The organism is Rhizobium sp. WYJ-E13, assembly GCF_018987265.1.
Taxonomy (GTDB): Bacteria; Pseudomonadota; Alphaproteobacteria; order Rhizobiales; family Rhizobiaceae; genus Rhizobium.
Genome location: NZ_CP076853.1, coordinates 74497 through 100183, shown reverse-complemented (window position 1 = coordinate 100183; position 25687 = coordinate 74497). Strand labels below are relative to the sequence as shown.

The following is a 25687-nucleotide window of genomic DNA, read 5'->3' as shown; positions in this document are numbered from 1 at the left end:
GTTCAGGCCAGCGCGATTTCCAATGTGATGTCGGCAGGCCGGCGATTTTCGAGAATGAGACGGCCGTTCGGCAGGTCGTTGCCATAGACTTTGGCGCTTGCTTCTTCCTCGGTCAGCTTGTAGCCGCGCCAACGATCCCAGAGGCGCTCTTCCAGGACCTCCATCGGCGGGGCGAGCATGATCGTGTAATCGAAGATGCCGTCGAGTTCGGCCCATTTGCCCTGCGTGAAGAGCAGATAGTTGCCCTCGATAATGATGAAGCGGTCCTGGGGATCGATCGGCCGGGCAGAGGCGATGGCGAGTTCGCGCGAACGGTCGAAGACGGGAACAAGAACTTCCTGATCGGCGGGGCGCACGGCTCTGACGATGTCGAGGAAGCCGCGCACGTCGAAGGTTTCCGGAATGCCCTTACGGGCCAGCAGTCCGCGTTCGATAAGGACCGCATTGTCCATGTGGAAGCCGTCCATGGGCAACACCGCAGCGCTCTCGCCCTTCGCCTTGAGGCCGCTGGCGACTTTGTCGGCCATGGTGGATTTGCCGGCACCCGGCGGGCCGGCGATCGCGATCAGGAAGCGCCTGGAGTTGCCGGCGCGGTTCAGGACCTCGCCGACAATGTCGTCTATTCTCGCATTCATGCAGCGACGGGCTCCGCAGGGACTGCCTTGGCGCCGGTCATGAAGGCGACGGCATCGGACATCGTGTATTCCTTGGGATTGATGACCGTCAAACGACGCCCAAGGCGATGGATATGGATGCGGTCGGCTACCTCGAAGACATGCGGCATGTTGTGCGAGATGAGCACGATCGGAATGCCGCGGGCGCGCACGTCGAGAATGAGCTCCAGCACGCGGCGGCTTTCCTTGACGCCGAGGGCGGCGGTCGGTTCATCCATGATGATGACCTTGGAGCCGAAGGCGGCCGCTCGGGCAACGGCGACGCCTTGGCGCTGGCCGCCGGAGAGCGTTTCCACCGCCTGATTGATATTCTGGATGGTCATCAGGCCGAGTTCGGAAAGCTTGTTGCGCGCCTGCTTTTCCATCGTCGGCCGGTCGAGCATGCGGAACCAGGAGCCGAGCGGACCCGGTTTGCGGATCTCGCGACCGAGGAACATGTTGTCGGCGATCGACAAAGCCGGCGAAAGGGCGAGGTTCTGATAGACGGTCTCGATGCCCGCGTCGCGCGCTTCCATCGGCGAGCGGAACTGCACCTGCCGGCCTTCCAGCGTGATCACGCCCTCGTCGGGAGTGACCGCACCTGAAATCGCCTTGATCAGCGAGGATTTGCCGGCGCCGTTATCGCCGATGACCGCCAGGATTTCACCCGGGTAGAGGTCGAAATCGGCATTGTCGAGCGCTGTCACGCGTCCATAACGCTTGACGAGGCCGCGGGCAGTGAGAATGGGTTCGACAACCATGGTTACACCGAAACCTTTCTGATCCATTGGTCGATGGCGACGGCGGCGATGATCAGCACGCCGGTCAGCAGGACTTTCCATTGCGGATCGGCACCAAGCATGTTGAGGCCCATCGACACGACACCGACGATCATGGCGCCAAAGAGCGTGCCGAGAATGGAGCCGCGGCCGCCGAACAGCGAGATGCCGCCGATCACGGTCGCGGTGATCGCCTGGAGGTTATAATCCGTGACGGCCGAGGACGGGGAGATCGAGCCGTTGCGGCCGATCGAGACCCAGGCCGCGAAAGCGGCGATAACGCCGGATATGGTGTAGACGGTCAACAATACCTTCTTCGCCTGGATGCCGGAAAGCTTGGCTGCTTCCGGATCGTCGCCGACCGCATAGACATGCCGGCCCCAGGCGGTGTGATTGAGCACATACCACAGGAGTAGGACGAGCAGGACCATGGCGACGACGCCGAGCGTTAGCACGGCACTGCCGAGCTTGAAGCTCGCGGCGAAAAGATGCAGCAGCGGCGCCTGTTCGTCGACGTCGGTGTCGCGGATCGTCTCATTGGCGGAATAGATGAAATTCGTCGCCATGACGATATTCCAAGTGCCAAGTGTCACGATGAAGGGCGGCAGTTTCATGTAGGCGACGAGAAAGCCGTTCAGCAATCCGCACAGGCCGCCGACGAGAAGGCCGACAATGACCGCGATCGGCGTCGGTATGCCGTAGGTTATGGCGACGTTGCCCATGATGACGGCCGAGATGACCATGATGACGCCAATCGAAAGATCGATGCCGGCGGTCAGGATGACCAGCGTCTGGGCTGCGCCGAGAATACCGACGATGGCGATCTGCTGCAGGATCAGCGTCAGGGTGTAGGACGAGAAGAACCGTCCGCCAATCGTTATCCCGAAGACGATGATCGCCAGCACCAGCACGATCAGCGGCACGGCGGCCGGTGTCGAGTGCAGAAAATGCTGGGCGCGCTTGATCAGCGAGACGGTCTCGTGCTCGAACGAGGCGACGTTCTTGTCGCTCTTGTCGAGGACGCGTTCAAATTCCTGTGCTCCGGTCATTGTTCCTCCTTCGCATCCGCGGCAAACCCACGCGGAAGCCGCGACCGATATACTTCCGGTCTTAATCAGCCGGTTTGTCGGGCGACGGCATATCGTCCGCCCAAAATGGCCGGGGATCAAGCCCCGGCCGTTCTGATGTCAATCAGGCAGGGCTCAGCCCCAGCACTTGTCCGTGCCTTCCTTGGTGTCGATCGACTTGACGCCGGAGACCGGCTTATCGGTGACGAGCGAGACGCCCGTATCGAAGAAGGACTTGCCTTCGGTCGGCTTCGGCTTCTCACCGCTATCAGCGAACTTCTTGATCGCCTCGATACCGAGCGACGCCATCAGCAGCGGATATTGCTGCGAGGTGGCGCCGATGACGCCTTCCTTGACCGACTTGACACCCGGGCAACCGCCGTCGACCGATACGATCAGTACGTTCTTTTCCATACCGACGGCCTTCAGCGCCTGATAGGCACCGACTGCAGCCGGTTCGTTGATCGTGTGGATGACGTTGATGCCAGGATCCTTCTGCAGGAGGTTTTCCATGGCCTTGCGGCCGCCTTCCTCGTTGCCGTTCGTCACGTCATGGCCGACGATGCGCTTGTCATCTTCATCGCCGATCTTGTTCGGGTTCTTCGGGTCGATGCCGAAGCCGATCATGAAGCCCTGGTCGCGCAGAACGTCGACCGTCGGCTGCGACGGCGTCAGGTCGAGGAAGCCGACCTTGGCGTCCTTGGCCTTATCGCCGAGCGTTTCCTTGGCCCACTGGCCGATCAGCTTGCCGGCGAGCAGGTTGTCGGTGGCGAAGGTGGCGTCGGCGGCATCGGCCGGCTCGAGCGGTGTGTCGAGCGCGATGACCAGCAGACCGGCATCACGCGCCTTCTTGACCGAAGAGACGATGCCCTTGGTGTCGGAAGCGGTGAGCAGGATGCCCTTTGCGCCGTCGGCAATGCAGCTTTCGATCGCCGCGACCTGGCTTTCGCTGTCACCGTCGATCTTGCCGGCATAGGACTTCAGCGAAACGCCGAGTTCCTTGGCCTTGGCGGTCGCACCTTCCTTCATCTTGACGAAGAAGGGGTTGGTGTCGGTCTTGGTGATCAGGCAGGCGGAAACATCTGCCGCCATCGCCGGAGCGGAAAAGGCGACACCGAGCGCGAGAGCGCCGAAAGCGAGAACTGATTTCTTCATGAACTCCTCCCAGAGATTAGCCGACCCGCCCCCAAGGCGGTGCCGGAATTCATGCACGGCGAGACTTGCGGATGTGACATGAGCCCCTCCCAAAGCCGTCCCGTGCCGTTGACAATGGCAATTAAGAGCGAAAGAAAACGGCTTGTCAATAAATAAATCCAATTGAATTATTAATTCGATGTGGCATGCTGAGGAAAATTAGGGCATAGGCCGTTAATTGGGAGGAGTGGCCAATGTCGTCCTTGGACGGTCCGGATTCCATGCCGGTCCCACCGCCAATTCTGAATCCGTCGGGAGGTGCGAACCAGATCAGGGTGCGCGCCTATAACGAACGGCTCGTGCTGTCGCTGGTGCGCCTATACGGCGCGCTGTCGAAGGCCGATATCGCACGCCGTAGCGGGCTTTCGGCCCAGACGGTCTCCGTCATCATGCGGGTATTGGAGAAGGAAGGGCTGCTGTCGCGCGGCGAGCCCATTCGCGGCCGTGTTGGCCAGCCATCCATCCCGATGCGGCTCAATCCGGATGCCGTCTATTCCTTCGGCGTGAAGATCGGGCGGCGGAGCGCCGACCTCGTGCTGATGGATTTCGTCGGCAAGATCCGGCTGCAGTTGCACAGAATCTATGCCTACCCCCTGCCCCACGAGATCCTGTCCTTTGTGACGCAGGGGATCAAAGAGCTGGAGGGAAAGCTCGATGAGCGCGAGCGCAGCCGCATCGCCGGCCTTGGAATTGCAGCGCCCTTCGAGCTATGGAACTGGGCCGACGAAGTTGGCGCGCCGGAAGGAGCCATGGAAGTCTGGCGCGACTTCGATCTGCAGGCCGAAATCGCTGAACAAGTCTCTTATCAGGTCTTCCTGCAGAACGATGCCACCAGTGCCTGCGGCGCGGAACTGGTGTTCGGCGTCGGTCCCTCTTATCCGGATTTCGTTTATTTCTTCATCGGTTCCTTCATCGGCGGCGGGATCGTGCTGAATTCATCGATCTTTTCCGGCAAGACGGGCACGGCAGGCGCGATCGGCCCGCTGCCGGTGCGCGGCAAGAATGGCGAGACACTGCAACTTCTGGAGATCGCATCCATCTTCGTGCTGGAAAACATGCTGCGCGAGCGCGGCATAGACCCGCAGCCGCTCTGGTATTCGGCCGACGATTGGGTTGATTTCGGCGAGCCTATGGAGGCCTGGATCCAGGATACGGCCAAGGCACTGGCGCAGGCGATCGTGGCGGCCGCCTCGATCATCGACTTCAGCGCCGCCGTCATTGATGGCGGCTTTCCCGACTGGGTGCGCCGGCGCATCGTGCAGGCGACGATCCACGAGGCTGAAAAGCTCGACCTGCAGGGCGTCGTCATGCCCGATATCGTCGAAGGCGTGGTCGGCGCGCAGGCGCGCGCCATCGGCGGGGCCAGCCTGCCGATCTTCGCTCGCTATCTCACCGACCAGAATGTACTTTTCAAGGAGATCGACAATGCTGAAAGGGCTTGACCCGCTGCTGAGCCCGGACCTGCTCGCGACATTGCGCGGCATGGGCCATGGCGACGAAATCGCCATCGTCGACGGCAACTATCCGGGCATCGAACATGCACGGCGGCTGATCCGGCTCGACGGGCACCATCTCATTCCGGTTCTCAATGCCGTTTTGAGCGTCCTGCCGATCGACGACTTTGTGAATGAGGCGATCTTCCGCTCAACCGTGAAGGCCGAGCGCGACAAGCTCGACCCCGTGCATGAGGAGATGATCACCTGCTGCGCCAAACACGAACCGGACCGACAGGTTATTCCGCTGATCGGGCCGGATTTTTATGGCCGCGTGCGCGCAGCCCATGCAGTCATCCAGACCGGTGAGCCGCGGCTCTATGCCAACATCATCCTGCGCAAGGGTGTGATCTATCCCGCGGCCAGCGACGCACCCGCCAAGGCCGAGGTCGATCCTTTCGTCTATTGAGACGTGAGATCAGATCTCGCCGGCCGATGGTCCCCAGACATCCGTCAGGGCAAAACCGAGGGGATGCGGATCGAAGGGATCGAGTGCGACCTGCGACAGGCCGAAGGTAAAGCCGCGACCTGATATCGTCGGGATGACGGCGGGCTTGCCGGCGACTTGCGTCACCGCCTGCAGGCCGACTTCGAATTCCGAGCCGATGATCGACCTCGACTTGAAGATATCGCCGACCTTGGCCTTTCCGCGTGCGTAGAGGGTCGCGAGGTTGGCCGAATTGCCGGTGCCGCAGGGTGAACGATCGGCCCGTCCCGGCCACATGGTCGTGCAGGTGCGAACCGTGCCGTCCGCTTCCAGATCACGGAACATGACATAGGCCACACCCGAGATTGCCGGGATTTCCGGATGCACGACGTGCATATTGCGGTTGATGAGATCCTTGAGGATCATGCCGGCCTGCACCAGTGCTGCGGCATTGGCCTTCTCGATCGTCAGATTGATCTGGCCGACGTCGACCAGCGCATAGAAGATGCCGCCATAGCAGATGTCGGCCTTGATCTTTCCCCAATGCGGCGTGTCGATCTCGACATCCAGCTCTTGGACGAAGGACGGCACCATGGTCAGTTTCACCTTCTCGCAGCGACCGTCCCGGCAGGTGGCCGTTGCCTTGACGAGGCCGGCTGCCGTTTCCAGCGTGACGATGGTTTCCGGCTCCTTCATTTCGACGATGCCGGATTCGAGAAGAGCGGTCGTGACGCAGATGGAATTCGAGCCGGAGCTCGCATGCGCCTGATCCGGCTGCAGGATGATGAAGGCCGCATCGGCATCGGGATGCTTTGGCGGCAGGAGCAGGTTGACCGAGCCGATCGGCGCACCGCGCGGCTCAAGGCATAGGAAGCGACGAAGTTCCTGGCCCTTCGGATCGGTGTTCAGCCAGTGAAGCTGGGCGGCAACCGTTTCGCCCGGAATCTTCGGCACGCCGCCAATCGCGACCTTGCCAATTTCACCTTCGGCATGAACATCCAGAAGCTGGATCGTGCGCTTCCATCTCATCTGCAAACTCCCATCAGACTTAACGCGTGATGCCGTCATCAACGCGGATATTCTGGTCGGCGACGGAGCCGCCGATACACTGCTGCTAGTATCTATCGATACGGAATGGCTTGATATCGACAGGCGTTTTGGCGCCCGTCACCATATCGGCGATCAACCGCGCTGTCGTTGCCGAATAGGTCAGGCCGAGATGGCCGTGACCGGTGGCGTAGAAAACGCCTGATATTTTCGAGGAGGGCGAAATGATCGGGATCGTATCAGGCAGGGCCGGGCGGTGGCCCATCCATTCGCTTGTGTCCTCAACCTTCAGATCGGGCAGGATGCGTTGCGCATGGCGCACCAGCACACGCGGACGACGGAAATCAGGCGCTGCCGTGAGCCCGGCCAACTCGACATTGCCGCCGACGCGGATGCCGCCTGCCGTCGGCGTGACCATGAAGGCACGATGCGGCCAGATCACCGAATAACGCATGGAAATACCAGGCTGCATGATCTGCGTATGGTAGCCGCGCTCGGTTTCGAGCGGGATCGGCTCGCCGAGCGCTTCGGCGAGGAAACGGGTATGAACGCCAGCAGCGAGAATGACGTTATCGGCCTCGATGCGACCGCCGTTTTCGAGAAGGACGGCGCTTTTCCCGTCAGCCCTGCGCTCCACGCTCTTTACCTCGCCGGAAACGAAGCTGGCACCGGCGGCCTTCGCGGCATCGGCGAGCTTTACGACAAGCTTGTAGGGATTGCGGATCGACTTGTTGTCCGGCAGCAGCACCGCCTTGGCGATTTTCGGCGAAAGGGTCGGCTCGTAATACTGGATCGCACCGTTGCTCAGCACCTCGAATTCCATGCCATAGCGCCGCATCAATTCGAGGTGGCCACGGTCCGCATCGAATTCGGCCTCGGTTTCATAGATCGCCAGGCAGCCTTCCTCAGTCATCAGTTCGGGAGCGCCAACAGCATCGAGCATGGCGCTGATATCGCCGAGAGCAATCTTGGAGAGGCTCATGCCCGCATCCTCGATCTCCCGCAGGCGCGAGGGACGGCCGGCGGCGAGGAAGCGCAGGAACCAGGGCAGGATTTTCGGCGCATAGGAAGGCCGCAGCCAGACCGGGCCTTCCGGATCGATCAGCCAGCGCGGCAGCTTCTTCCAGGTCGAGGGACCGGAGCCGGCAGCGAAGTCGAGCGCGATGCTCGCCATGTTGCCGTAGGAGGTTCCCCTGCCCGGCTCGCCCTTGTCGATCAATGTTACCTGAAAGCCGCGCCGCTGCAGCTCGAAAGCAATCGAAGCGCCGACCACACCGGCGCCGACAACGGCCACCGTCCTATTCGTTTCATTCGCCATGTCTTGTCCACCGCACGGCAGAGTCGATTGCCGTTCAAGATGTGATATATCACAACAAGGCGAATGCCTATGATTTTTTACTGCGTCTCTTCCGGCAGCCCGGCGCCGACGCTGTCACCCACGGACCCGACCGTATTGTTCATCGACTGGCCGAGACGGCGCACCTGAGCATCGTAGTTGCGGCGGGTGCGGGGATCGAAGATGGCGATCGGCGTGCTGACCGCAAGGCTGACCGCGCTGCCGGCCGTCTGGGCTGCACCGATGGCAACCGCACCGACTGCTTCGCCGAGCCCGACTTCGGAATCGGTGATAGTCTGGCCGGCAATCAACCGGTCGCCAATAAGCTTTACCACTTCGGGGCTCTCGGCAAATTTGCCATGGTTCAGGCGGTCGCCGGTCTTCAGCTTGGTCAGATCGAGCACGGTGATACCGGCCGCTTCCAACTTGCTGCGATAAGGCTCGGCGGAAGGGTCGATCTGGCCGAGGCGATCGACATTGCCGGAGATGCGTCGCGAGAGTGCGAGCGCGCGATCATCCTGGGATACGAAGATGGTGAAGTGCGGCTTGTCCTTGCCGAGGCTCTGAAATTGACGGCCGAACACGTCGACATCGAGATCAGGCGAGGCAAGGATGACATTGTTGATCTTCGAGGCAACGTGGCCGTCGCGGATCGCCATCTGGCGTAGAGCCTCGACTGTCAGCCACGTGCCCATGGAGTGAGCCATGACGGTGATGTCGCCGACGGCTGGATTGTTGGCCGTGCGCCGCAACAGCTCTTCGAGTGCATCGCGCGAATAGTTGGTGCTTTCCTTGTCGTAGTTGTAGTCGAAGATGCTGGCGCGCGATGGCCAGGTGAACACGACGGGCGCGACATCGGCATGCGAATCATGGACGATCTGCGCGAAACGATAGACCGCATCCTCGTAGCGATTGTTGAAACCATGCACGAAGATGAGCACGCGCTTGCTCTTCGGCATATGCGTCCTGAGCCAGTTCTCTCCCGCCTTCTCCCCATCCAGCGGATCGACCGCGACGGTGACGAAGTCCTTGAGGGGGTCGGCAGGCAGACGGCGAGGCCATTGCACCTGCCCTGCCTTGCGGTTGGCTTCCGGCGGAATGGAGACATCGACGGCATCGACCATCAGCCCGGTGCCGCGCTCGCCGGAGAAGAGCACGGCCGGATTTTCGTCAGCAGCCCGCGTCGTCGCCACCAGCAGGTCGACGCGCGAGGTCCCCGGCGGAACCGTGCCGGCCGCCTGCATGACGCCGATCGGCCGCCCGCAGGAAGCGAGGCCGACGCAGAGGACGAGCAGGGTTGCGAGGGCTTTGCGAGAAACGCCGCATCCGCCGATCATGACATCTCCGCAGGTTCAGGCGTCATCGCGCCAAGCCACCGACATGCGCTTGATGCGCGCTTCCAGTTAGTCCGAGCCCGTGAGCCAAGTCAATTTCACGAAGGTTCTAATGCGCGTCGCGATCTTTCAGATCCGCTCGCCGCGCTTTAGGTCTTTGTTTTGCGCATGTCGTTGTCGCAAAACCGCTGCACACTTTTGCGCGACATGCTTTAGGAGAGATTTGATCCGGAAAAGAAAAGAGCCCGACGCGGGAGGAGGTGCGTCGGGCTCTTGATCCTGACTGACAACTGGGAGGAGGAGTGTTGTCAGTCCGATGAAAGGAAGCGCTGGGAGGAGGAGTGCGCTGCCTTCGGGATTATTAATACCCAATTCATTTGATGGAGAATAGCGAAATTACCGCAATGCAGCAATGCGTTGGGCGCAATGCTTGCCTAATAGACGTCACGGGGACGCCTCATTTTGCAGCATCTTTGACCAGATGATCAAAATTACTCGGCAAATTGCGCCCGCATGAAGTCCACATAGGCCTGATCGTCCATGCTCCGGCGCGCTTTCACGAATCCGCGCGCATCATCACCGACGAGATAACGCAGCTGGTCTTTGCCATCGGTCGCAGCTTCATAGACTACCTTGGCGACATCCGAAGACGTCATCATCTTCGCGGCGACCATAGCTGCAAAGGCCCGCTGAGCACGCTGCAGGAATTCATTATAATCAGGCAAGCCCGAGGGATCGATGGCAAAATCGGCGCCGGCGCGCTCCCGGAAACTGGTCTCCGCCACACCGCCGTGCGGAATCACCGACTTCACGCCAATACCAAGTGCCAGAAGCTCGTAAGACAGCGCCTCGGTAAAGCCCTCGAGCGCGAATTTCGAAGCACAATAGATCGACAGGGTCGGCAGGGTGAAGAGACCGGCGCCCGAGCTGACATTGATGATCGTGCCGGCCTTGTTTGCCCGGAAATGCGGCAGGATCGCCCTGGTCACATCCATGACACCGAAGACATTCACGTCGAACTGCTGCTGGATCTTTTCGCGCGCGGTGGCCTCGAAGATACCGTTCTGGCCGTAACCGGCATTGTTGACGAGCACGTCGATGCGTCCGAACTGTTCGATGCCGGCCTTGATGGCGGTATCGATGCTGCCGCGATCCTGAACGTCGAGCCTGACAACGAGGACATCGGCAATTTCGGTCAGCTCGCTTTCCTTTTCAGGGCTGCGCATGGTGGCGATGACATTCCAACCATTGGCATGGAAGAGCCTGCCTGCCGCCTTGCCGATGCCGGAGGACGCGCCGGTGATGAGAACTGTCTTTTTCATAATCTGCCTCACGGGTTTTGATTGATCCCGGAGGCTAGATAGTCGCGGCCTATTGTCCTTATAATCCACATATTCAAGGATGAGCTCTTGCGGGATTTAGGATAATGCAGAAGACTGGGCTGATTGAACTCAATGCGGTCGTTGCCGTGGCGGCGGCGCGAAACTTCCGCGCGGCCGCCGCCGAACTCGGCATGTCGACCTCCGCGCTTAGCCATGCGGTGGCGGCATTGGAGAACCGGATCGGCGTCAGGCTGTTCAACCGCACGACCCGCAGCGTTTCGCTGACCGAGGCGGGGGAGCAGTTTCTCGGCAAGATCGGTCCCGCGCTGAAAGACATTGCGGCGGCGATGGAAGCGGCGACGCAGGCGCGCGCCACGCCGGCAGGAACGCTGCGCATCAATACGTCGGAGGGCGGCGCACGGCGGATCCTGATACCGATCGTGCTTGAATATGTCAGGCGCTTTCCCGATGTGCATGTCGATATCGTCAGCGACGGACGCATGATCGATATCGTCGCCGACAGTTTCGATGTCGGCATACGCCTCATCGAAACCGTGCCGCAGGACATGATCGCCGTGCCGCTGAAGGCCGAAGAGCGTTTCTTTGTTGTCGGCGCTCCCTCCTATTTCGAAAAACATGGAAGGCCGCAGACGCCGAACGATCTTCTGCGCCATGCCTGCCTGCGGTTGAGGTTGCCGAGCGGTACGGTCTATCGCTGGGAATTCGAGCGGCACGGCGAGGAAATCCGGCTCGATGTGAAGGGGCCGATGACGCTGCAGAGCATGGATCTGATGCTGGAAGCAGCGGTCGGCGGCGCGGGGCTTGCCTATATGACCCGGCAGAATGTGGAGGCCGATGTTACGGCTGGCCGGCTGGCTACAGTGCTCGAAGACTGGACGCCGCCCTTTCCCGGCCTCTGCCTCTACTATTCCGGCCACCGGCATGTGCCGGCGACATTGCGCGCCTTCCTGGATGTTGCACGCGAAATGACACGAGCGCGAAAGGAGAACGGCCGCGCCTGAAACCGCGGCCGTTTTGTGTGCTGTCTTATGACGATCAGGCAGCCTTGAAGAGCTTCTTGCCTTCGGCGTCGAGGGCGGTGAACTCCTCGTCCGACAGCGTGATATCAACGGCTGCGACATTTTCTTCGAGATGCTTGACCTTCGACGTGCCGGGGATCGGCAGCATGACCGGGCTGCGCTTCAGCACCCAGTCCAGCGCGATCTGGCTCGGGGCAGCATTGTGCTTCCTGGCGATCGTATCGAGCAGCGAGCCGGGCTTGGCGAGATCGCCGGCAGCCAGCGGATACCAGGGGATGAAGCCGATATTGTGCTTGGCGCAATAATCGAGCACATCTTCGCTGGTGCGGTCGACAAGGTTGTAACGGTTCTGGACGGTCGCGACCTTGAAGACCTTGGAGGCTGCTTCGATATCGGCCACCGAGACTTCGCTGAGGCCCGCATGGCGGATCAGGCCGGAATCGAGGAGCGACTTGATGGTGTCGAACTGTTCCTTGGCCGGAACCTTCGGGTCTATGCGGTGAAGCTGCCAGAGATCGATCTGCTCGACGCCGAGATTGCGCAGGCTCTTGTGCACCTGCTGGATCAGATATTCCGGACGACCGAGCGGAAGCCAGATATTCGGTCCGTGGCGCGTGAGACCGCCCTTGGTGGCGACGACGAGGCCTTTCTTATAAGGGTGAAGCGCTTCCTTGATCAGCCATTCGGAAACGTCAGGACCGTAGGAATCGGCCGTATCGATAAAGTTTACGCCGAGTTCCGGCAGCCGCTTCAGAGTGCGGATCGATTCATCGTGATCGGCTGGATTGCCCCAGATACCGTCGCCGGTGACGCGCATGGCGCCGAAGCCGAGACGGTTGACCTCCATATCGCCGCCGATCTTGAAGGTACCCGATTTCGCTGCATTGTAATCGCTCATCGTCTTTTCCTCTCTTGGTCAATAAAATCACTCAAAATCAGTGGAACTGGAAACCTGCTCCCAGGCGTCGAATTCGGTCTTGAGAGACCCAAGCTTCTCGCGAACGAGGCTGATCGCATCACGCCCGAGCAAGAGATGGGCCGGCGGATTGTCGGATGCAATGAGCTTCAGCATTGCTGAAGCTGCCTTTTTCGGGTCGCCTGGCTGGTTGCCGTTGCGTTCGAGGCGGCGCTGGCGCAGGGGTTCGAAGACCTCGTCATAATCCGCGATCGAACGCTCTGCACGCACCATCGAGCGGCCAGCCCAGTCGGTGCGGAAGCCGCCGGGTTCGACGGCGGTCACGTGGATGCCGAAGCTCTTGACCTCCTTGCCGAGGCTTTCGGAAATACCCTCGAGGGCGAACTTGCTGCCGTGATAGAAAGCGATGCCCGGCATGGTGATGATCCCGCCCATCGAGGTTATATTGAGGATATGGCCACTGCGGCGCTTGCGCATATAGGGCAGCACTGCCTGCATGACAGCCACCGGCCCGAAAACATTGACCTCGAACTGGCGGCGCAGCTCGTCCATCGTCGATTCCTCGACAAGACCTTCGTGGCCGTAGCCGGCATTGTTGACGAGAACGTCGATCGGACCGATCTCCCTTTCGATCTCGGCGACAACAGGCGCAATCGCGGCAGTATCGGTGACGTCGAGAAGCTTACCGAAGGCAGAACCGGGCTTCAGCGCCTCGAACTCCTTGAGAGCTTCTTCATTGCGAAGGGTGCCGACCACCTTGTGACCTTCAGCGAGAGCGGTTTCTGCAAGGGCGCGGCCGAAGCCGGTCGAAACGCCTGTTACGAAAAGGATTTTGGACTTCGATGTCATGGCCTTCACTCCGTGGGCTGTTTGATGGAGGCGAAGGTAGGCTCATCCGATAATTTCGATAACCTCATTAAATGACGATAGCCTTTTTAGCGAAACTTATTAATCTAGGACTTGAAAACGGAGATCCGAATGCGCCAGGACATGCTTGACGGCATGGTGACTTTTGTCGTCGTTGCCGAGGAAAAGAGCTTTTCGGCCGCTGCCGTTCGGCTTGGTGTGTCGCCGTCCGCCATCAGCCAGACGATCAGCAAGCTGGAGAGCCGTCTGCGGCAACCTCTCTTCAACCGGACCACGCGCAGCGTGAGTTTGACGGAAGCTGGCAACCGCTATCTGGAACGGATACTTCCCGCTTTGGGTGAGCTTGCTGCCGCCAGCAAGGATCTTGACGCAGATGTCGGCCGGCCGGCCGGTCTTCTGCGGCTCAATGTGCTGCGCGCCGGCTATATGATCGCCATCCAGCCGCTGCTTCGCGATTTCCTGGAGGCCTATCCCGACATTCAGGTCGAGGTGAAGATGGAAGCCTCGATGAGCGACATCGTTGCCGAAGGCTTCGATGCCGGCATCCGCTTCGGCGAGACGGTGGCCAAGGACATGGTGGCCATTCCGATCGGCCCGCCGATCCGTGCCCATGTGATCGCCTCGCCGGAATATCTCAGTCGACGCGGCATGCCGAAACATCCGCGCGACCTGCTGCAGCATGATTGCATCGGCTTCCGCTTCGTCACCAGCGGCCAGGTCGAGCGCTGGGAATTCGAGAAGGATGGCGAGCGCGTCGATATTACGCTCCATCCGCGGCTGATCCTCAATGATTCCGCAGCATTGACCCAGGCAGCGCTCGATGGGATCGGCGTTTCCTACATGATCAACGGCTATATCGAGCGTTTTCTCGAAGACGGCAGGCTGGTGCGGATCCTTGCCGACTGGAGCCCGCCGCTGTCGGGCCTGACGCTCTATTATCCGGACCGCCGGCGGGTGCCTGCAAAGCTGCGCGCACTCATCGATTTCCTGAGAAAGCATCGATCCGAAGCGCCGCCGGCAACGGAAAGCGCAATTATCTAGCATTTCCGTTTATCTCCGAATCACGGAAATGCTCTATCTCTTTGTTTTCACGCAATTCCGGACGCAAAACCGCTACGCACTTTTGCTGAAATTGCTCTAGCGTATGGAATTGCCTTGGAGGCGGGTTTTCGTCTCTTCGCCGAATTCGGCCAGCATCTTCCAGAGTTCGCCAAAGATCTCGCGTGCGAAGGCTTCCATTGAAGCGCCTTCCATCGAAACATCCGGCGCGCGCGCCTGCCAGACCTCACTGCCGACGCGCAGCGCGCCGATGACGATTGTCGAAAGCAAACGCATGCGCGTCCGCGCCTGCGGATCGCCGCCCTTGCGGGCAATCAGCGCCTCGGTCAACTTCTGCTCCAGCTTGGCATATTTAAGCTGATCGCGGGCCTTGAGGGTCGGCGTGCGATGGATGAGTTCGCCAAGCGCCATGGCGCGCTCGTCAGCCGAAGCGGTCACAGTGACGATCAGGGCTTCCTCGACTGCCTTGACGGAGGAATCACTGGCTGGACGCTCGGCAATCGCCGCCATCAGGCGGTCGGCGAAGGAATCCTGCCAGGCGAAGACGACCTCTTCCTTTGACGGGAAATAATCAAAGAAGCTGCGCTTCGAAACATCGGCAGCTTCAGTGATCTCCTCAATGGTGGTGGCGTCGAACCCGCGCTCCAGAAAGAGGCTCATCGCTGCCTGCTCGATGCGCTCGCGAGTCTGGCGCCGCTTGCGCTCGCGCCTGCCCTCGACCTTCTCAGTCATTTCCATCAGGTGTCATTCAGTCATCCGCTTCGGAGAAAGCGGCGATCTCCATATCCACTCCGCTGGCACGATATTTGAAACGCTCACGGGAGAGCTCAAGCGGCTTGCGGCGCGAAATCCGGTAGACGGACGCTGGCGGCAGGTTGCGGACCGTGCCGCCGATGCGCGTCGCTTTCAGGCCCAGGCGGTCGAGGATCGGGCGCGGCACGGGACAGCGCGGCCCGTAGGTAAACTGATAGAAAGCGCCGCCGGCCCGCATATAGACAAAAGCCCCTGCAAGGATCGAGGCGATCTTGCGCGGCGACATGGACAGCAGTGGCAGACCGCTGACGACAGCACCGACGGGTTCGCCCTCGAAAATATCAGCCTGCGCCAGATGGGCTGCGTCCATCTGCAGGATACGCGCATCGGGGAAACGCTTCTGGAGCGATCCTATGAATTCCGGACCATATTCGATGAGCGTCAGATCGGATTCGCTGATGCCGCGCGCAAGCAGCGCGCGGGTGAAGACGCCGGTGCCTGGCCCGAGCTCGATAATCGGGCCGTCCAGCGCAGCGATCTCGCTTGTCATAATCCGGGCGAGCGAGTCGCCGGAGGGCGCAATCGCGGCAACCCTCAACGGGTTGTTCAACCAGGACCGGAAAAAATGCAGGAAATCGGAGTAAGCGCTCTTTGCGATCATGATTATCCCACCTGACTGAAACGTGATTGACGGTTGATGCGACGATCTCCCGCAGCATGGCAATTCCAAGGCAGGCCCGTCAATCCATCGTTTCTTCGCAGGTCTTCCTCGTCAACATTTTGTGTATTTTTGTATCTACTGCATTTTTGCATTTAATGCAATGTATCGCATAGATCCGCAAGCGGATCGAACCGTCAACTCCACAATGGGAGCTTCCATGACTGGCTGGGCGGGAGGGACATGCTGGACCAAATGGGCCGGCCTTTCCCTCGATAGCGTGACCGAAGCACACTTGGAATGAAAAAGGCAGCCATGGAGGCTGCCCTCTTTCGCGGGTGGGGACCCCGGTCCCCTTTCCCTCGCCTTATGCTATCGAACTGCGTTTAGTAGTTGCAGCCCGAGCTGCTTGTCGGATTGAAGCGGAGGCCGCAGGCCATGTTGAGCGGCTTCTTCGGGCTGTACTGATAGGGCATGGAGCTACTGGATGCACCGTTGACCGAACCGGTCGTGCGGGGCTCCTGGCGAGTGTTTGTGTTCTTCTGCTGCTTGACGATCTGATGCTGCGGCTGTTGAGCCGGGGCTGCGTTGGCAGATGCGAAAGCCGAAACGCTAACGATTGCGCCAAAGGCTGCGGCCACGAGGCCATTTTTCACTCGGTTGATCACATCTTGTCTCCTTGGGAGGAATCGTTTGGAATTTACGCCAAGGAGCTAGGAACCGGATTTGTCATATTCTACTGCGCGGCAATAACGATCACGAATATGTGAGATTCGATTGCGCGCAAGAAAAAGGCGGTTTTAGCCGCCTTTTTCTTTGCCGGCTTAATAACCGTTATCACACGGCATGCTGCCGGGACCGATCGAACCATTAAACGTGGGGTTGCACATTGTTTTGGGTTCGGGACGGTTCATGGGCTTGGCGACAATTGAGCCCGTGGTGCCGGCTTCGACGCCGAACGCAGCAAGCGGATACCAGTAGCCATCTGAGTGACGACGGGTACCGGGGCGTTCCGTGCGGGAGCCGCGATAGCCATGCCAATAACCGGCATGTCTTTTATATTGCACCATTTCCATGTTCGAAGAGACCGAAAAGTTGGTCCGCTGAACGGGAGCCGCCAGCGCAGGAACGGTAGACGAGAGGGCGAGAAGAGCGCTGAGCGCAACGGCGGATGGGGCTAGATTAGGCATTTTCATGATAAACCCTCCTTCGTGGATTTACGCATGAAAAACGCGCTCTACGCGCGTGAAGTTCCGCTATCACACGCAGCTTCCTACACTCGTGATTGCAGGCGATCCGGCGTGACTCGAAGTCACAAAAAAACAAAACTACGATCTTGCAAAGCCGCGCAAGCAGGCGCTGCGACAATTCATCGGCTATGTGAATTCACTGTTCTCAGTTGGCATACAGAGGACGGTAGCCCTGGCTTGCGACGCAGGAGAGGTATTGCCGATGGGCGGCGCCACTTGCGTTGGTTTCCCGCTCCACGGCATCACGGTGGCCGGTCATCTGCGCACGCAGGTCGTACTGCTTATTCGCCTCGTCATACATTGCATTGGCATCAGACATACAGAGGCTGTGAGTGACACCAGGCGGATTGACGGGTGACGCGACCGGCACGAGCACCGGCGCATTGGCACGATCAATACAGCCTGCCAGAGCAGCCATCATCGCGACGAGACCAACGACACCAACAATTCTCGTCATCATCCAACCCTCCGGCTTCTCGCCCGACACAATCCATCGCTTCCGCAGATAGACGCCGAAGGTTGCGCGAAACTAGGCATGGAGGTGCGCAGCCATGGTATCGTGGCGCTCAGCAAAACTTGAGGCTGGCTCAATATGCGCCCGGCCGCGGCATCATCTGCACAGGAGCTTCAAAATGACAGATATTCAGGAAGAAGAACCTTCGACCGCAGTCTCCTCGCATCCCGAGGAAATCAAGTCGGTCTTCGATCTTCGCTTGGGGAAGAACATGACCTTGCACGCCGGTTTCAGAATAACGCCGGCGGGCGTGATCAGCACCGGAATCGCAGTCGCTGCCATGGCGCTTGCGCTGGGTTATCTCGCATCGTCCATACCGCGGCGCAGACGTTAGGAGACAACGAGAGTTGCCAAGTAACAAGTCGCATTCAAAAGCAATTGGAAGAAGTGGCGCACCCGAAGAGATTCGAACTCCTGACCCCCAGATTCGTAGTCTGGTGCTCTATCCAGCTGAGCTACGGGTGCGTCTGCAGTGGCGGCCGTGCCGCTTGCGTGGGCGGTTCTCTAAAGGGTCTTTTCGGGCAATGCAATAGCAATTCGAAAAAAATCGCGACTTTGATTCCGCAAAGCTCACTTGCGGAAATTGCATCACTTTTCGGCGTGGGACCGGCTGCGGTAATCTTCCAGCGAAACCGGGCGATCCGGAATTTCGATGCGGAACTGCGTGCCGACCGAGGGCTTTTCCACAAGCGCAATGGTGCCGCCGTGGGCCAGCACCAACTCTCGGGCGATGGTGAGGCCGAGACCCGTGCCGCCGGAACGAGCCGAGCCGCGGAACGCGGCAAAGAGGTTCTGGCGTGCCTTCAGCGGCATGCCGGGGCCTGTATCGTCCACCGTAATGCTGACGACGCTGCCGACGCGCTGGGCGGCGACCGTGATGCGCCTGAAGATCCCGGCCCTCTCCTCGCCCGGCGAGGTCAGTGCCTGCAGGGCGTTGCGGCAGAGATTGTGGATGATGCGGAACAATTGCTCGCTATCGGCATCCACTTCCAGATCCGGCCCCATCTGCTCGATGAACTCGACGCCGCTCTGCGGATCGATCGCCAGGATATCCTTCACCTCCTGCACCAGCTCATAGAGGCGGATGCGGCGACGGCGCGGCGCCGATTCGGTTGCCTTGCCATAAGAGAGGACTTCGGTCGTGTAGCCGACGGCCCGATCGATGGTGCGCAGCAGCTTCGGCGCGAAACTTTTCACCATGGGATCGTCGACATCGACAAGGCGGTCCGACATGAGCTGCGCGGATGCCAGGATGTTGCGCATGTCGTGATTGATCTTCGAGACCGCGAGACCGAGGGCGGCGAGATTTTTCTGCTGCTTCAGCGTTTTCTGCAGTTCGAGCTGCATCGAGGTCAGGTTACGCCCCGCAACGGCCAACTCGTCGCGACCGCCATCGCCGACATAGACATGCTGCGGATTTTCGGGATCGGACGCAAATTGCTGCATGCTGCCCGTCAGCCTGCGGATCGGGCGAATGAGAATGCGGTTGATGGCAAAGAAAATCAGTGTCGCGGTAAAAAGCGAAATCAGGATCGACAGAAGCAGCACGTTGCGGGCATAGCCGAACATGGCCTTGCGCAGCGGCCTGTCTTTCATGACGACCTCAACGCCGGTATCGGTCTCGCCGACCGCGCCATAGACGCGGATCATCCGGTTGCCGCCGAAGATCATCGTGTCCAGCGCGTCGCGCATCGCGGTTAGCGGTGGGATGTCCGTAAGGTCGTAGGATTCATCGACCGAGGTCGGCATCTCGCTCATGGCAAGTAGCCGGGAGGTGCCGTCTTTTCGCAGCACGATCGCTTTTGTACCTGTCGCTTCCAGCGTCTCCTTCTGTAACGCGCGCGGCAGCTCCACCGGCTGTAGCCCATCGATGACGATTGCGGCCGCAGCAGCCGTATTCAGCCGATCCTCGAGCCAGCGAATGCGCATGCTGGCAATCGAAGGAAAGAAGATCAGGATTTCCGCCAGCATGATGAAGAAGACGGTGAGCCAGAGCAGCTTGCCCGAAAGGCCGCCGAACTTGCCGGCACGCGGATACGAGCCCTTGGCAGCCTCACCGGCTGCGATATTTTCCGTTTGGGACGTCTCGCCCTGGTCCTGAACCGGCATCTCGTCTTGTCCGTGCGGCGAAAGGCCGCCATCAGAATGAGCTCTTATATTAGACGAGAATGCTCCGCTTTCAAATCTTTGCGAGGAGCGGCAAGTCGTCACAAACGAAAGCGCCGCCCTCAGGCGGCGCTCCGTTAACGTTTGTGAACGCTGTCAGAACTCTTCCCAGCTCTGCTCTGCCGCGGCGGCATTGCCGCCGAAGGCGCGGGCAACGCGGCCGATCGCGCGGCGCGCTGGAGAGGCGACCGGCTGGTGATGCTGTTGGCGGGCAACGACAACCGCCGCCTGTGCGTCGGTGGAGACTTTGAAACGGGAGATGAGGCGCACGAGGCCATCGGCTTCGGCTGACAGTTTGTGGGTCGCAGCCGAGGTTTCCTCGACCATCGCGGCGTTCTGCTGGGTAACCTGGTCCATCTGGTTGACGGCAGTGTTGACTTCCTTGAGGCCGGTCGACTGTTCCTTAGCCGCCGTTGCGATCGAATGGATATGGTCGTTGATGGCGATGACGCGCGTCTCGATCTCGGACAGCGCCTCGCCCGTCGCCTGAACCAGCTTGACGCCGACCTGCACTTCGTCGCCCGACTTGGTGATGAGTGCCTTGATATCCTTGGCGGCAGTCGCCGAGCGCTGGGCAAGCTCACGCACTTCCTGTGCGACGACCGCAAAGCCCTTGCCAGCCTCACCGGCACGGGCCGCCTCGACGCCGGCATTCAGCGCCAGCAGGTTGGTCTGGAAGGCGATCTCGTCGATGACATTGATGATCTGGCTGATCTCGCGGGAGGCCTGCTCGATGCGGCCCATGGCGTCGACTGCATTGCGAACCACGACGCCGGAGCGGCCGGCATTGTCTTTTGCCTCAGAGACCATGACGGTGGCCTCCTGGGCGCGTTCAGTGGAGTTCTGCACGACGGCGGTGATCTCATCGAGAGCAGCGGAGGTTTCCTCAAGTGCTGCAGCCTGCTGTTCAGTGCGCTTGGACAGATCGTCACTGGCGTTGCGCAACTCGTTGGTATTGCCGTTGATTGCTTCAGTCGTCTCGCGCACCTCGCGCATCGTCGTCTGCAGCGTCACGAACGTGTTGTTGACGTTTTTCTGCAGCTCGGCAAAGACGCCCTGGAATTGACCGCGCATGGTCTGGGTCAGGTCGCCTTCAGCAAGGCTTGCAATGACCCGGCGGGTTTCGTTGACGCCGGTATCGACGCTCGACAGCAGCGTGTTGATATTGCCGGCGAACTGGTTGAGGCTCTCGTCCTCATAATCCTTGCTGATGCGGTGGCTGAAATCGCCGGCGGCAGCGGCCGCCACGACGACGGACATGCTGGACTGCAGGTCGTCGCTTTTTGCCCGCATCGCCGCCTCCTGGGCGCTCATGCGCTGGATGGCGAGACCGTTTTCCTTGAAGACGGCGACGGCGGCGGCCATTTCGCCGATTTCATCCTTGCGGCCGGCAAAGGGCACCTCGACCTGGAAATTGCCGTCGGCAACTTCCTTGATCGCATGCGTCACTTTCTTGATCGGTCGGCTGAGGTGGCTGGTGCCGATATAGAAACCCATGCCGACGCCGACTGCGATGCCGATGCCGGTGATGCTGAGCACCAGCATCAGGATCCAGCTGCGGAAATCTTCGATCTGATCGTGCACGGCCGTCAGTTCGGCCTTGTCGGTGTTGACGATCGCGTCGATCTCGGCCTGGAAGGCCTTGCGGTTGGCACGGTTGGCGTCGTTGTTGCCCTGCTCGTTGGCCGCCTGCGGGCTGACCTCTGTGCCGAGGCGCACCGTCTCAGTGCGGAAAGTGCGAAATTCCTTGGCGCGGTCGACAAGCTTGGTGAAGGAATCTTTTTGGCTGTCCGGCACAAGCGGCGCCCAACCGGCGATGACCTTGTCGATCTCGTCCAGACCGGTCATCAAGCCCTTGGCGAAAGCCGGCGTCTGTTCGAGGCTCTTTGCAGCATAGATGCCGCGCGCTTCCATGACGACGGCGGTGACGAAACGGTTAAGGCGTTCGCCGGCATAGGCACGGGCTGCCGCATGTTCGTAAGCTGTGAGCTTCTCATTGTATTCGCGCATCGCCGAGAGCGCGGTGGCACCGATCAGAAGCGCAACGCCGCCCATGACGGAAACAAGAAGATTGATTTTGCCGCGGATTTTCAACGAACGCTCCCTCGCTTTACACAACGCCTGGAAAGCACCCCAGCCGATAGGTAGAAGATCGGGTAAATTCGTTAATGTTGTATTTCGAATATTAACAATAATAACTACAGGAAATTACCCGTATTTCGCCGCAATAGGCCGATTGCTTCGTCCAAAATCGAGCATTTCCAGGGAATAGAGGCTGCAGTGGCAAGCTTGCGGGCTCCTCTACGGAAATATGCAACCAGATAGCGAGGCGCCGCATTGGTTAACACCTGAGTGCGAAATCTTGCTGTTTGCCTGGCGCATCCGGGGAAACTGACTGTCATAATTGACTTTGGCAGGCTTCATCCGTATAAGCCGCCGCACGTCCGGTCATTCAAGGTCTTTTTCGACCTCGTCCGTTCGAAAAACAACGCTCCTTGCATCATGCAATTCAAGAAGGGCCGCACTCCGCGGTGTTTAAATAAATGAAGCGTACATATCAGCCCTCGAAGCTTGTTCGCAAGCGCCGCCACGGTTTCCGTGCGCGTATGGCCACTAAGGGCGGCCGCAAGGTCATCGTTGCTCGCCGCGCTCGCGGCCGCAAGCGTCTTTCGGCCTAAGGCCGGAAGTGCCCGATAGAAATGACGGGCGGTTCGAAGACCAAAGAAGACAAAATGATTGCCGGGCGGCTCAAAAGCCGCCCGCAGTTTCTTGCAGTCCGCGATGGCGAAAAGCGCCGCGGCAGTCTCTTCCTTCTCGAGGTTCTGGACCGCAAGGAAGAGAGCGAAGCCCGCGTCGGCTTCACAGTCACCAAAAAACATGGCAACGCGGTTGAAAGAAACCGCATGCGGCGACGCCTGAAAGAGGCGGTGCGGCTTCATGCAGGGTTTGCAATGCAGCCCGGACACGACTATGTGGTTGTCGCCCGTAGGGACGTGTTGACGGCGTCCTTTCATGAACTGGCCGCGGAACTGAAAGCCCGCGTGGAAACCAGGCCGAAACACCGGCGCTCGAAAGACGAGCGCCCCAGGAACGTATGATGCAAAACAACCGCAATTACTTCATTGCGATCGCTCTCTCGGTGCTGATCGTCCTTGGCTGGCAGTTCCTCTATATGAACCCGCGCATCGAAGCTCAGCGCAAGGCTCAGGAGGCCCAGAAGGCACAGCAGCAAACCGAGCAGACACAGCAGCCTGCCGCCGGCGGCCAGGGCGCCCAGACGAATGGTGCTGCCCCGTCAGGCCAGGCCGCAGCAACGGCGACCCGCGAAGAAGCACTTGCAAAGACGCCGCGTGTCGCCATCGACACCGCTGCACTTTCCGGCTCCATCAACCTCGCCGGCGCCCGCCTCGACGACCTGAGGCTCAAGGCCTATCACGAGACCGTCGACGACTCGAGCCCGATCATCACCCTTTTCTCCCCGGCTGAAACCACAGACGGCTACTTCACCGAGCTTGGCTATATCGGCAGCGACGCGACGGGCTCCGTTCCCGGCCCGTCCACGGTCTGGACCGCACCGGAAGGGGCAAAGCTTACCGAAAAGACGCCGGTGACGCTGACCTATACCAATGACAAGGGCATCACCTTCGCCCGCACGATCTCCGTCGACGAACGCTACATGTTCACGGTGACGGACAAGATCCTGAATGCCGGCGAGGCACCTGTCTCGCTTTCTTCCTATGGCCGCGTGACGCGCTACAACAAGCCGACGACGCCATCGGTCTACGTTCTGCATGAAGGCTTCATCGGCGTGATCGGCGACGACGGGCTCATCGAGAGCAAATATACGGCAGTCGAGAAGGAAGCCGTCGCTCCGGCAAAATCCACGGGCGGCTGGCTCGGCATTACCGACAAATATTGGGCAGCAACGATCATCCCGCCGCAGCAATCAGCCTATGACGCGCGTTTCTCGCACTTCACCGATGGGCAGCCGCGCTACCAGGCAGACTATAAGCAGGATGCCTTCACAGTTGCGCCGGGTCAGTCGATCGAAATCAAGAACCTGGTATTTGCCGGCGCCAAGGAAGTTCCCGTCATCGACGGTTACGAAGCGAGCTACAACATCCCGCGCTTCGACCGGCTGATCGACTGGGGTTGGTTCTATTTCATCACCAAGCCGATGTTCAAGCTGATGGACTTCTTCTTCCGCTACTTCGGCAATTTCGGCGTGGCGATCCTCTGCACGACCATCGTCGTCAAGGCACTGTTCTTCCCGCTCGCCAGCAAGCAGTATGCTTCGATGGCGAACATGAAGCGCGTACAGCCGAAGATGGAGGAGCTGAAGGCCAAGTTCGGCGACGACCGGATGGGCCTGCAGCAGGCGATGATGCAGCTTTACAAGGAAGAGAAGATCAACCCGATTGCCGGCTGCTGGCCGGTGGCGCTGCAGATCCCGATCTTTTTCTCGCTCTACAAAGTGATCTACATCACTATCGAGATGCGCCACGCACCGTTCTTCGGCTGGATCAAGGACCTTTCGGCGCCCGATCCGACGACGATCGTCAACCTCTTCGGCCTGCTGCCCTTCGAAGCGCCGGCCTTGCTGCATCTCGGCGTCTGGCCGCTGATCATGGGTGTCACCATGTTCGTGCAGATGCGCATGAACCCGACCCCGCCGGATCCGACGCAGGCGATGATCTTCAACTGGATGCCGCTGGTCTTCACGTTCATGCTGGCAAGCTTCCCGGCAGGCCTCGTGATTTACTGGGCCTGGAATAACACGCTCTCGGTATTGCAGCAGTCGGTGATCATGAAACGTCACGGGGTGAAGATCGAGCTCTTCGACAATCTGAAAGGCCTGTTCAAGCGAAAACCGGCGCCATCGAAATAGTCGAAAAGCCCTGCTTCGGCGGGGCTTTTTGTTTCGGGCCACCGAAGCACTCAACTACAGCGCCGCGCGTCTTTTCAGACGCGCAAAGGACGCTGTAGCACTTTAAATTGCTGCATAATTTCATCCTTAAATCGATCCCGATTTAAGGAATTATGCAGTAGGCGAACCTTGACAATAGGTCTTAAAAACATGAAGCCGGTTTCATTACCGAACCCGGAGATTGCAGAATTCATATGACTGAAATCGCAAAGCCGCTCTTCGGCCACCCCTGGATCTTCATCCGAGGCGTGCCTTCCATGAAATTCCTTCCGCCGGAGGGTCCCCTGGAAGTCGCTTTCGCCGGCCGTTCGAATGTCGGCAAATCGTCGCTGATCAATGCGCTGGTCGGTCAGAAAGGTCTGGCGCGCACCTCCAATACGCCAGGCCGTACGCAGGAGCTCAACTACTTCGTTCCGGACGGCTATTCCGGCGAAGGCAACGACCTGCCGCCGATGGCGCTGGTCGACATGCCGGGCTATGGCTATGCACAGGCGCCGAAGGAGCAGGTGGATAACTGGACAAAACTCGTCTTCGACTATTTGCGCGGCCGCTCGACGCTGAAGCGCGTCTATGTGCTGATCGACAGCCGCCACGGCATCAAGAAGAACGACGATGACGTCCTGACGCTGCTCGACAAGGCAGCCGTCTCCTACCAGATCGTGCTGACCAAGACGGACAAGATCAAAGCGCCTGCCGTGCCAAAGCTGCTGGCCGAAACATCGGAGAAGATCCGCAAGCGTCCCGCCGCCTATCCGGCCGTGCTTTCGACCTCCTCGGAAAAGAACGAAGGGTTGGACGAACTGCGGCAGGCGATTGCCGAAACTGTCGGCGTCAGCAACTGGAAATAAAAAGAGGCGCCCAGAAGGGCGCCCCAGACCGCTGACA

Annotated in this window: 26 protein-coding genes and 1 tRNA gene; 9 read left to right on the top strand and 18 right to left on the bottom strand. The window is 59.8% G+C overall.

What is annotated here, in order from left to right:
* Positions 1–2: 2 nt before the first annotated feature.
* From KQ933_RS00500 to KQ933_RS00485, 4 genes are all read right to left on the bottom strand, one after another.
* A complete protein-coding gene (locus KQ933_RS00500; RefSeq protein ID WP_216756886.1) occupies positions 3–635 on the bottom strand; it encodes a nucleoside triphosphate hydrolase in 633 nt (210 codons plus the stop codon).
* On the bottom strand, positions 632–1414 hold the full coding sequence (locus tag KQ933_RS00495) for an ATP-binding cassette domain-containing protein (protein WP_216756885.1): 783 nt from the start codon (positions 1412–1414) through the stop codon (positions 632–634). Before KQ933_RS00495 ends, KQ933_RS00500 begins: the two co-directional genes overlap by 4 nt.
* A gap of 2 nt (positions 1415–1416) precedes the next feature.
* A complete protein-coding gene (locus KQ933_RS00490) occupies positions 1417–2481 on the bottom strand; it encodes an ABC transporter permease (protein ID WP_216756884.1) in 1065 nt (354 codons plus the stop codon).
* 153 nt (positions 2482–2634) lie between these two features.
* Complete coding sequence (locus KQ933_RS00485) at positions 2635–3654, bottom strand: sugar ABC transporter substrate-binding protein (RefSeq protein ID WP_037071865.1); 1020 nt, start codon at positions 3652–3654, stop codon at positions 2635–2637.
* Positions 3655–3887: 233 nt separating this feature from the next.
* Here KQ933_RS00485 and KQ933_RS00480 point away from each other — a divergent pair, with 233 nt between their 5' ends.
* The gene (locus KQ933_RS00480; RefSeq protein ID WP_216756883.1) at positions 3888–5135 is read left to right on the top strand and encodes an ROK family transcriptional regulator; all 1248 of its coding nucleotides are present in this window, start codon (positions 3888–3890) and stop codon (positions 5133–5135) included.
* Positions 5119–5595, top strand: a complete 477-nt coding sequence (locus KQ933_RS00475) for an RbsD/FucU family protein (RefSeq protein WP_216756882.1) — start codon at positions 5119–5121, stop codon at positions 5593–5595. The genes KQ933_RS00480 and KQ933_RS00475 overlap by 17 nt, the downstream gene beginning before the upstream one ends.
* Positions 5596–5604: 9 nt before the next feature.
* Here KQ933_RS00475 and KQ933_RS00470 read toward each other — a convergent pair whose 3' ends face one another.
* From KQ933_RS00470 to KQ933_RS00455, 4 genes are all read right to left on the bottom strand, one after another.
* Positions 5605–6642, bottom strand: a complete 1038-nt coding sequence (locus KQ933_RS00470; RefSeq protein WP_216756881.1) for a 4-hydroxyproline epimerase — start codon at positions 6640–6642, stop codon at positions 5605–5607.
* An 85-nt stretch (positions 6643–6727) separates the two neighbouring features.
* Positions 6728–7978, bottom strand: coding sequence for an FAD-binding oxidoreductase (locus KQ933_RS00465; protein ID WP_216756880.1), 1251 nt, complete (start codon positions 7976–7978; stop codon positions 6728–6730).
* A 77-nt stretch (positions 7979–8055) separates the two neighbouring features.
* Positions 8056–9333 (bottom strand): alpha/beta hydrolase, encoded by a 1278-nt coding sequence (locus tag KQ933_RS00460; protein WP_216756879.1) that lies wholly within the window; start codon positions 9331–9333, stop codon positions 8056–8058.
* A gap of 488 nt (positions 9334–9821) precedes the next feature.
* The gene (locus tag KQ933_RS00455; RefSeq protein ID WP_216756878.1) at positions 9822–10652 is read right to left on the bottom strand and encodes an SDR family oxidoreductase; all 831 of its coding nucleotides are present in this window, start codon (positions 10650–10652) and stop codon (positions 9822–9824) included.
* 104 nt (positions 10653–10756) lie between these two features.
* On the opposite strand from KQ933_RS00455, the gene KQ933_RS00450 reads away from it, so the two are divergent.
* Complete coding sequence (locus KQ933_RS00450) at positions 10757–11674, top strand: LysR family transcriptional regulator (protein WP_216756877.1); 918 nt, start codon at positions 10757–10759, stop codon at positions 11672–11674.
* A gap of 34 nt (positions 11675–11708) precedes the next feature.
* On the opposite strand, the gene KQ933_RS00445 is transcribed toward KQ933_RS00450, so the two are convergent.
* Both KQ933_RS00445 and KQ933_RS00440 read right to left on the bottom strand, forming a co-directional pair.
* On the bottom strand, positions 11709–12590 hold the full coding sequence (locus KQ933_RS00445; RefSeq protein WP_216756876.1) for an aldo/keto reductase: 882 nt from the start codon (positions 12588–12590) through the stop codon (positions 11709–11711).
* A gap of 27 nt (positions 12591–12617) precedes the next feature.
* Positions 12618–13457: an oxidoreductase gene (locus KQ933_RS00440; protein WP_216756875.1), complete on the bottom strand. Its 840-nt coding sequence runs from the start codon at positions 13455–13457 to the stop codon at positions 12618–12620.
* 129 nt (positions 13458–13586) lie between these two features.
* Here KQ933_RS00440 and KQ933_RS00435 point away from each other — a divergent pair, with 129 nt between their 5' ends.
* A complete protein-coding gene (locus tag KQ933_RS00435) occupies positions 13587–14516 on the top strand; it encodes a LysR family transcriptional regulator (protein ID WP_216756874.1) in 930 nt (309 codons plus the stop codon).
* A gap of 96 nt (positions 14517–14612) precedes the next feature.
* On the opposite strand, the gene KQ933_RS00430 is transcribed toward KQ933_RS00435, so the two are convergent.
* From KQ933_RS00430 to KQ933_RS00410, 5 genes are all read right to left on the bottom strand, one after another.
* Complete coding sequence (locus KQ933_RS00430) at positions 14613–15272, bottom strand: TetR family transcriptional regulator (protein WP_216756873.1); 660 nt, start codon at positions 15270–15272, stop codon at positions 14613–14615.
* A 10-nt stretch (positions 15273–15282) separates the two neighbouring features.
* Entirely contained in the window at positions 15283–15948 is a 666-nt protein-coding gene (locus KQ933_RS00425; protein ID WP_216756872.1) for a class I SAM-dependent methyltransferase, read from the bottom strand.
* A gap of 383 nt (positions 15949–16331) precedes the next feature.
* Positions 16332–16613, bottom strand: a complete 282-nt coding sequence (locus KQ933_RS00420; protein WP_216756871.1) for a hypothetical protein — start codon at positions 16611–16613, stop codon at positions 16332–16334.
* A gap of 156 nt (positions 16614–16769) precedes the next feature.
* Positions 16770–17141, bottom strand: a complete 372-nt coding sequence (locus KQ933_RS00415) for a cell surface protein (RefSeq protein WP_216756870.1) — start codon at positions 17139–17141, stop codon at positions 16770–16772.
* 199 nt (positions 17142–17340) lie between these two features.
* A complete protein-coding gene (locus KQ933_RS00410) occupies positions 17341–17652 on the bottom strand; it encodes a hypothetical protein (RefSeq protein WP_216758800.1) in 312 nt (103 codons plus the stop codon).
* 175 nt (positions 17653–17827) lie between these two features.
* Between KQ933_RS00410 and KQ933_RS00405 the strand changes: the two genes are divergently transcribed.
* Positions 17828–18043, top strand: a complete 216-nt coding sequence (locus KQ933_RS00405) for a hypothetical protein (protein WP_216756869.1) — start codon at positions 17828–17830, stop codon at positions 18041–18043.
* 54 nt (positions 18044–18097) lie between these two features.
* On the opposite strand, the gene KQ933_RS00400 is transcribed toward KQ933_RS00405, so the two are convergent.
* The 3 genes from KQ933_RS00400 to KQ933_RS00390 form a co-directional block, all read right to left on the bottom strand.
* Positions 18098–18174: transfer RNA gene (locus KQ933_RS00400), tRNA-Arg, on the bottom strand.
* Positions 18175–18297: 123 nt separating this feature from the next.
* Positions 18298–19818: an ATP-binding protein gene (locus KQ933_RS00395; RefSeq protein WP_216756868.1), complete on the bottom strand. Its 1521-nt coding sequence runs from the start codon at positions 19816–19818 to the stop codon at positions 18298–18300.
* Between the two features lie 153 nt (positions 19819–19971).
* On the bottom strand, positions 19972–21969 hold the full coding sequence (locus KQ933_RS00390) for a methyl-accepting chemotaxis protein (RefSeq protein ID WP_216756867.1): 1998 nt from the start codon (positions 21967–21969) through the stop codon (positions 19972–19974).
* Between the two features lie 449 nt (positions 21970–22418).
* On the opposite strand from KQ933_RS00390, the gene rpmH reads away from it, so the two are divergent.
* The 4 genes from rpmH to yihA all read left to right on the top strand — a co-directional run bounded on the left by rpmH (position 22419) and on the right by yihA (position 25650).
* Positions 22419–22553 carry a 50S ribosomal protein L34 gene (gene rpmH, locus KQ933_RS00385; protein ID WP_016552555.1) on the top strand — a complete coding sequence of 45 codons (135 nt, stop codon included), beginning with the start codon at positions 22419–22421 and terminating at the stop codon, positions 22551–22553.
* 21 nt (positions 22554–22574) lie between these two features.
* Complete coding sequence (gene rnpA / locus KQ933_RS00380) at positions 22575–22973, top strand: ribonuclease P protein component (RefSeq protein ID WP_216756866.1); 399 nt, start codon at positions 22575–22577, stop codon at positions 22971–22973.
* Positions 22973–24763: a membrane protein insertase YidC gene (gene yidC / locus KQ933_RS00375; protein WP_216756865.1), complete on the top strand. Its 1791-nt coding sequence runs from the start codon at positions 22973–22975 to the stop codon at positions 24761–24763. Before rnpA ends, yidC begins: the two co-directional genes overlap by 1 nt.
* Positions 24764–24996: 233 nt before the next feature.
* Positions 24997–25650 (top strand): ribosome biogenesis GTP-binding protein YihA/YsxC, encoded by a 654-nt coding sequence (gene yihA, locus KQ933_RS00370; protein WP_007815033.1) that lies wholly within the window; start codon positions 24997–24999, stop codon positions 25648–25650.
* Positions 25651–25687: the final 37 nt, after the last annotated feature.

Bases quoted from the DNA above. Each gene is read 5' to 3' on its own strand.
- KQ933_RS00500 (WP_216756886.1), bottom strand. From the start codon at position 635: ATGAATGCGAGAATAGACGACATTGTCGGCGAGGTCCTGAACCGCGCC.
- KQ933_RS00495 (WP_216756885.1), bottom strand. From the start codon at position 1,414: ATGGTTGTCGAACCCATTCTCACTGCCCGCGGCCTCGTCAAGCGTTAT.
- KQ933_RS00490 (WP_216756884.1), bottom strand. From the start codon at position 2,481: ATGACCGGAGCACAGGAATTTGAACGCGTCCTCGACAAGAGCGACAAG.
- KQ933_RS00485 (WP_037071865.1), bottom strand. From the start codon at position 3,654: ATGAAGAAATCAGTTCTCGCTTTCGGCGCTCTCGCGCTCGGTGTCGCC.
- KQ933_RS00480 (WP_216756883.1), top strand. From the start codon at position 3,888: ATGTCGTCCTTGGACGGTCCGGATTCCATGCCGGTCCCACCGCCAATT.
- KQ933_RS00475 (WP_216756882.1), top strand. From the start codon at position 5,119: ATGCTGAAAGGGCTTGACCCGCTGCTGAGCCCGGACCTGCTCGCGACA.
- KQ933_RS00470 (WP_216756881.1), bottom strand. From the start codon at position 6,642: ATGAGATGGAAGCGCACGATCCAGCTTCTGGATGTTCATGCCGAAGGT.
- KQ933_RS00465 (WP_216756880.1), bottom strand. From the start codon at position 7,978: ATGGCGAATGAAACGAATAGGACGGTGGCCGTTGTCGGCGCCGGTGTG.
- KQ933_RS00460 (WP_216756879.1), bottom strand. From the start codon at position 9,333: ATGATCGGCGGATGCGGCGTTTCTCGCAAAGCCCTCGCAACCCTGCTC.
- KQ933_RS00455 (WP_216756878.1), bottom strand. From the start codon at position 10,652: ATGAAAAAGACAGTTCTCATCACCGGCGCGTCCTCCGGCATCGGCAAG.
- KQ933_RS00450 (WP_216756877.1), top strand. From the start codon at position 10,757: ATGCAGAAGACTGGGCTGATTGAACTCAATGCGGTCGTTGCCGTGGCG.
- KQ933_RS00445 (WP_216756876.1), bottom strand. From the start codon at position 12,590: ATGAGCGATTACAATGCAGCGAAATCGGGTACCTTCAAGATCGGCGGC.
- KQ933_RS00440 (WP_216756875.1), bottom strand. From the start codon at position 13,457: ATGACATCGAAGTCCAAAATCCTTTTCGTAACAGGCGTTTCGACCGGC.
- KQ933_RS00435 (WP_216756874.1), top strand. From the start codon at position 13,587: ATGCGCCAGGACATGCTTGACGGCATGGTGACTTTTGTCGTCGTTGCC.
- KQ933_RS00430 (WP_216756873.1), bottom strand. From the start codon at position 15,272: ATGGAAATGACTGAGAAGGTCGAGGGCAGGCGCGAGCGCAAGCGGCGC.
- KQ933_RS00425 (WP_216756872.1), bottom strand. From the start codon at position 15,948: ATGATCGCAAAGAGCGCTTACTCCGATTTCCTGCATTTTTTCCGGTCC.
- KQ933_RS00415 (WP_216756870.1), bottom strand. From the start codon at position 17,141: ATGAAAATGCCTAATCTAGCCCCATCCGCCGTTGCGCTCAGCGCTCTT.
- KQ933_RS00410 (WP_216758800.1), bottom strand. From the start codon at position 17,652: ATGACGAGAATTGTTGGTGTCGTTGGTCTCGTCGCGATGATGGCTGCT.
- KQ933_RS00405 (WP_216756869.1), top strand. From the start codon at position 17,828: ATGACAGATATTCAGGAAGAAGAACCTTCGACCGCAGTCTCCTCGCAT.
- KQ933_RS00395 (WP_216756868.1), bottom strand. From the start codon at position 19,818: ATGCCGGTTCAGGACCAGGGCGAGACGTCCCAAACGGAAAATATCGCA.
- rpmH (WP_016552555.1), top strand. From the start codon at position 22,419: ATGAAGCGTACATATCAGCCCTCGAAGCTTGTTCGCAAGCGCCGCCAC.
- rnpA (WP_216756866.1), top strand. From the start codon at position 22,575: ATGACGGGCGGTTCGAAGACCAAAGAAGACAAAATGATTGCCGGGCGG.
- yidC (WP_216756865.1), top strand. From the start codon at position 22,973: ATGCAAAACAACCGCAATTACTTCATTGCGATCGCTCTCTCGGTGCTG.
- yihA (WP_007815033.1), top strand. From the start codon at position 24,997: ATGACTGAAATCGCAAAGCCGCTCTTCGGCCACCCCTGGATCTTCATC.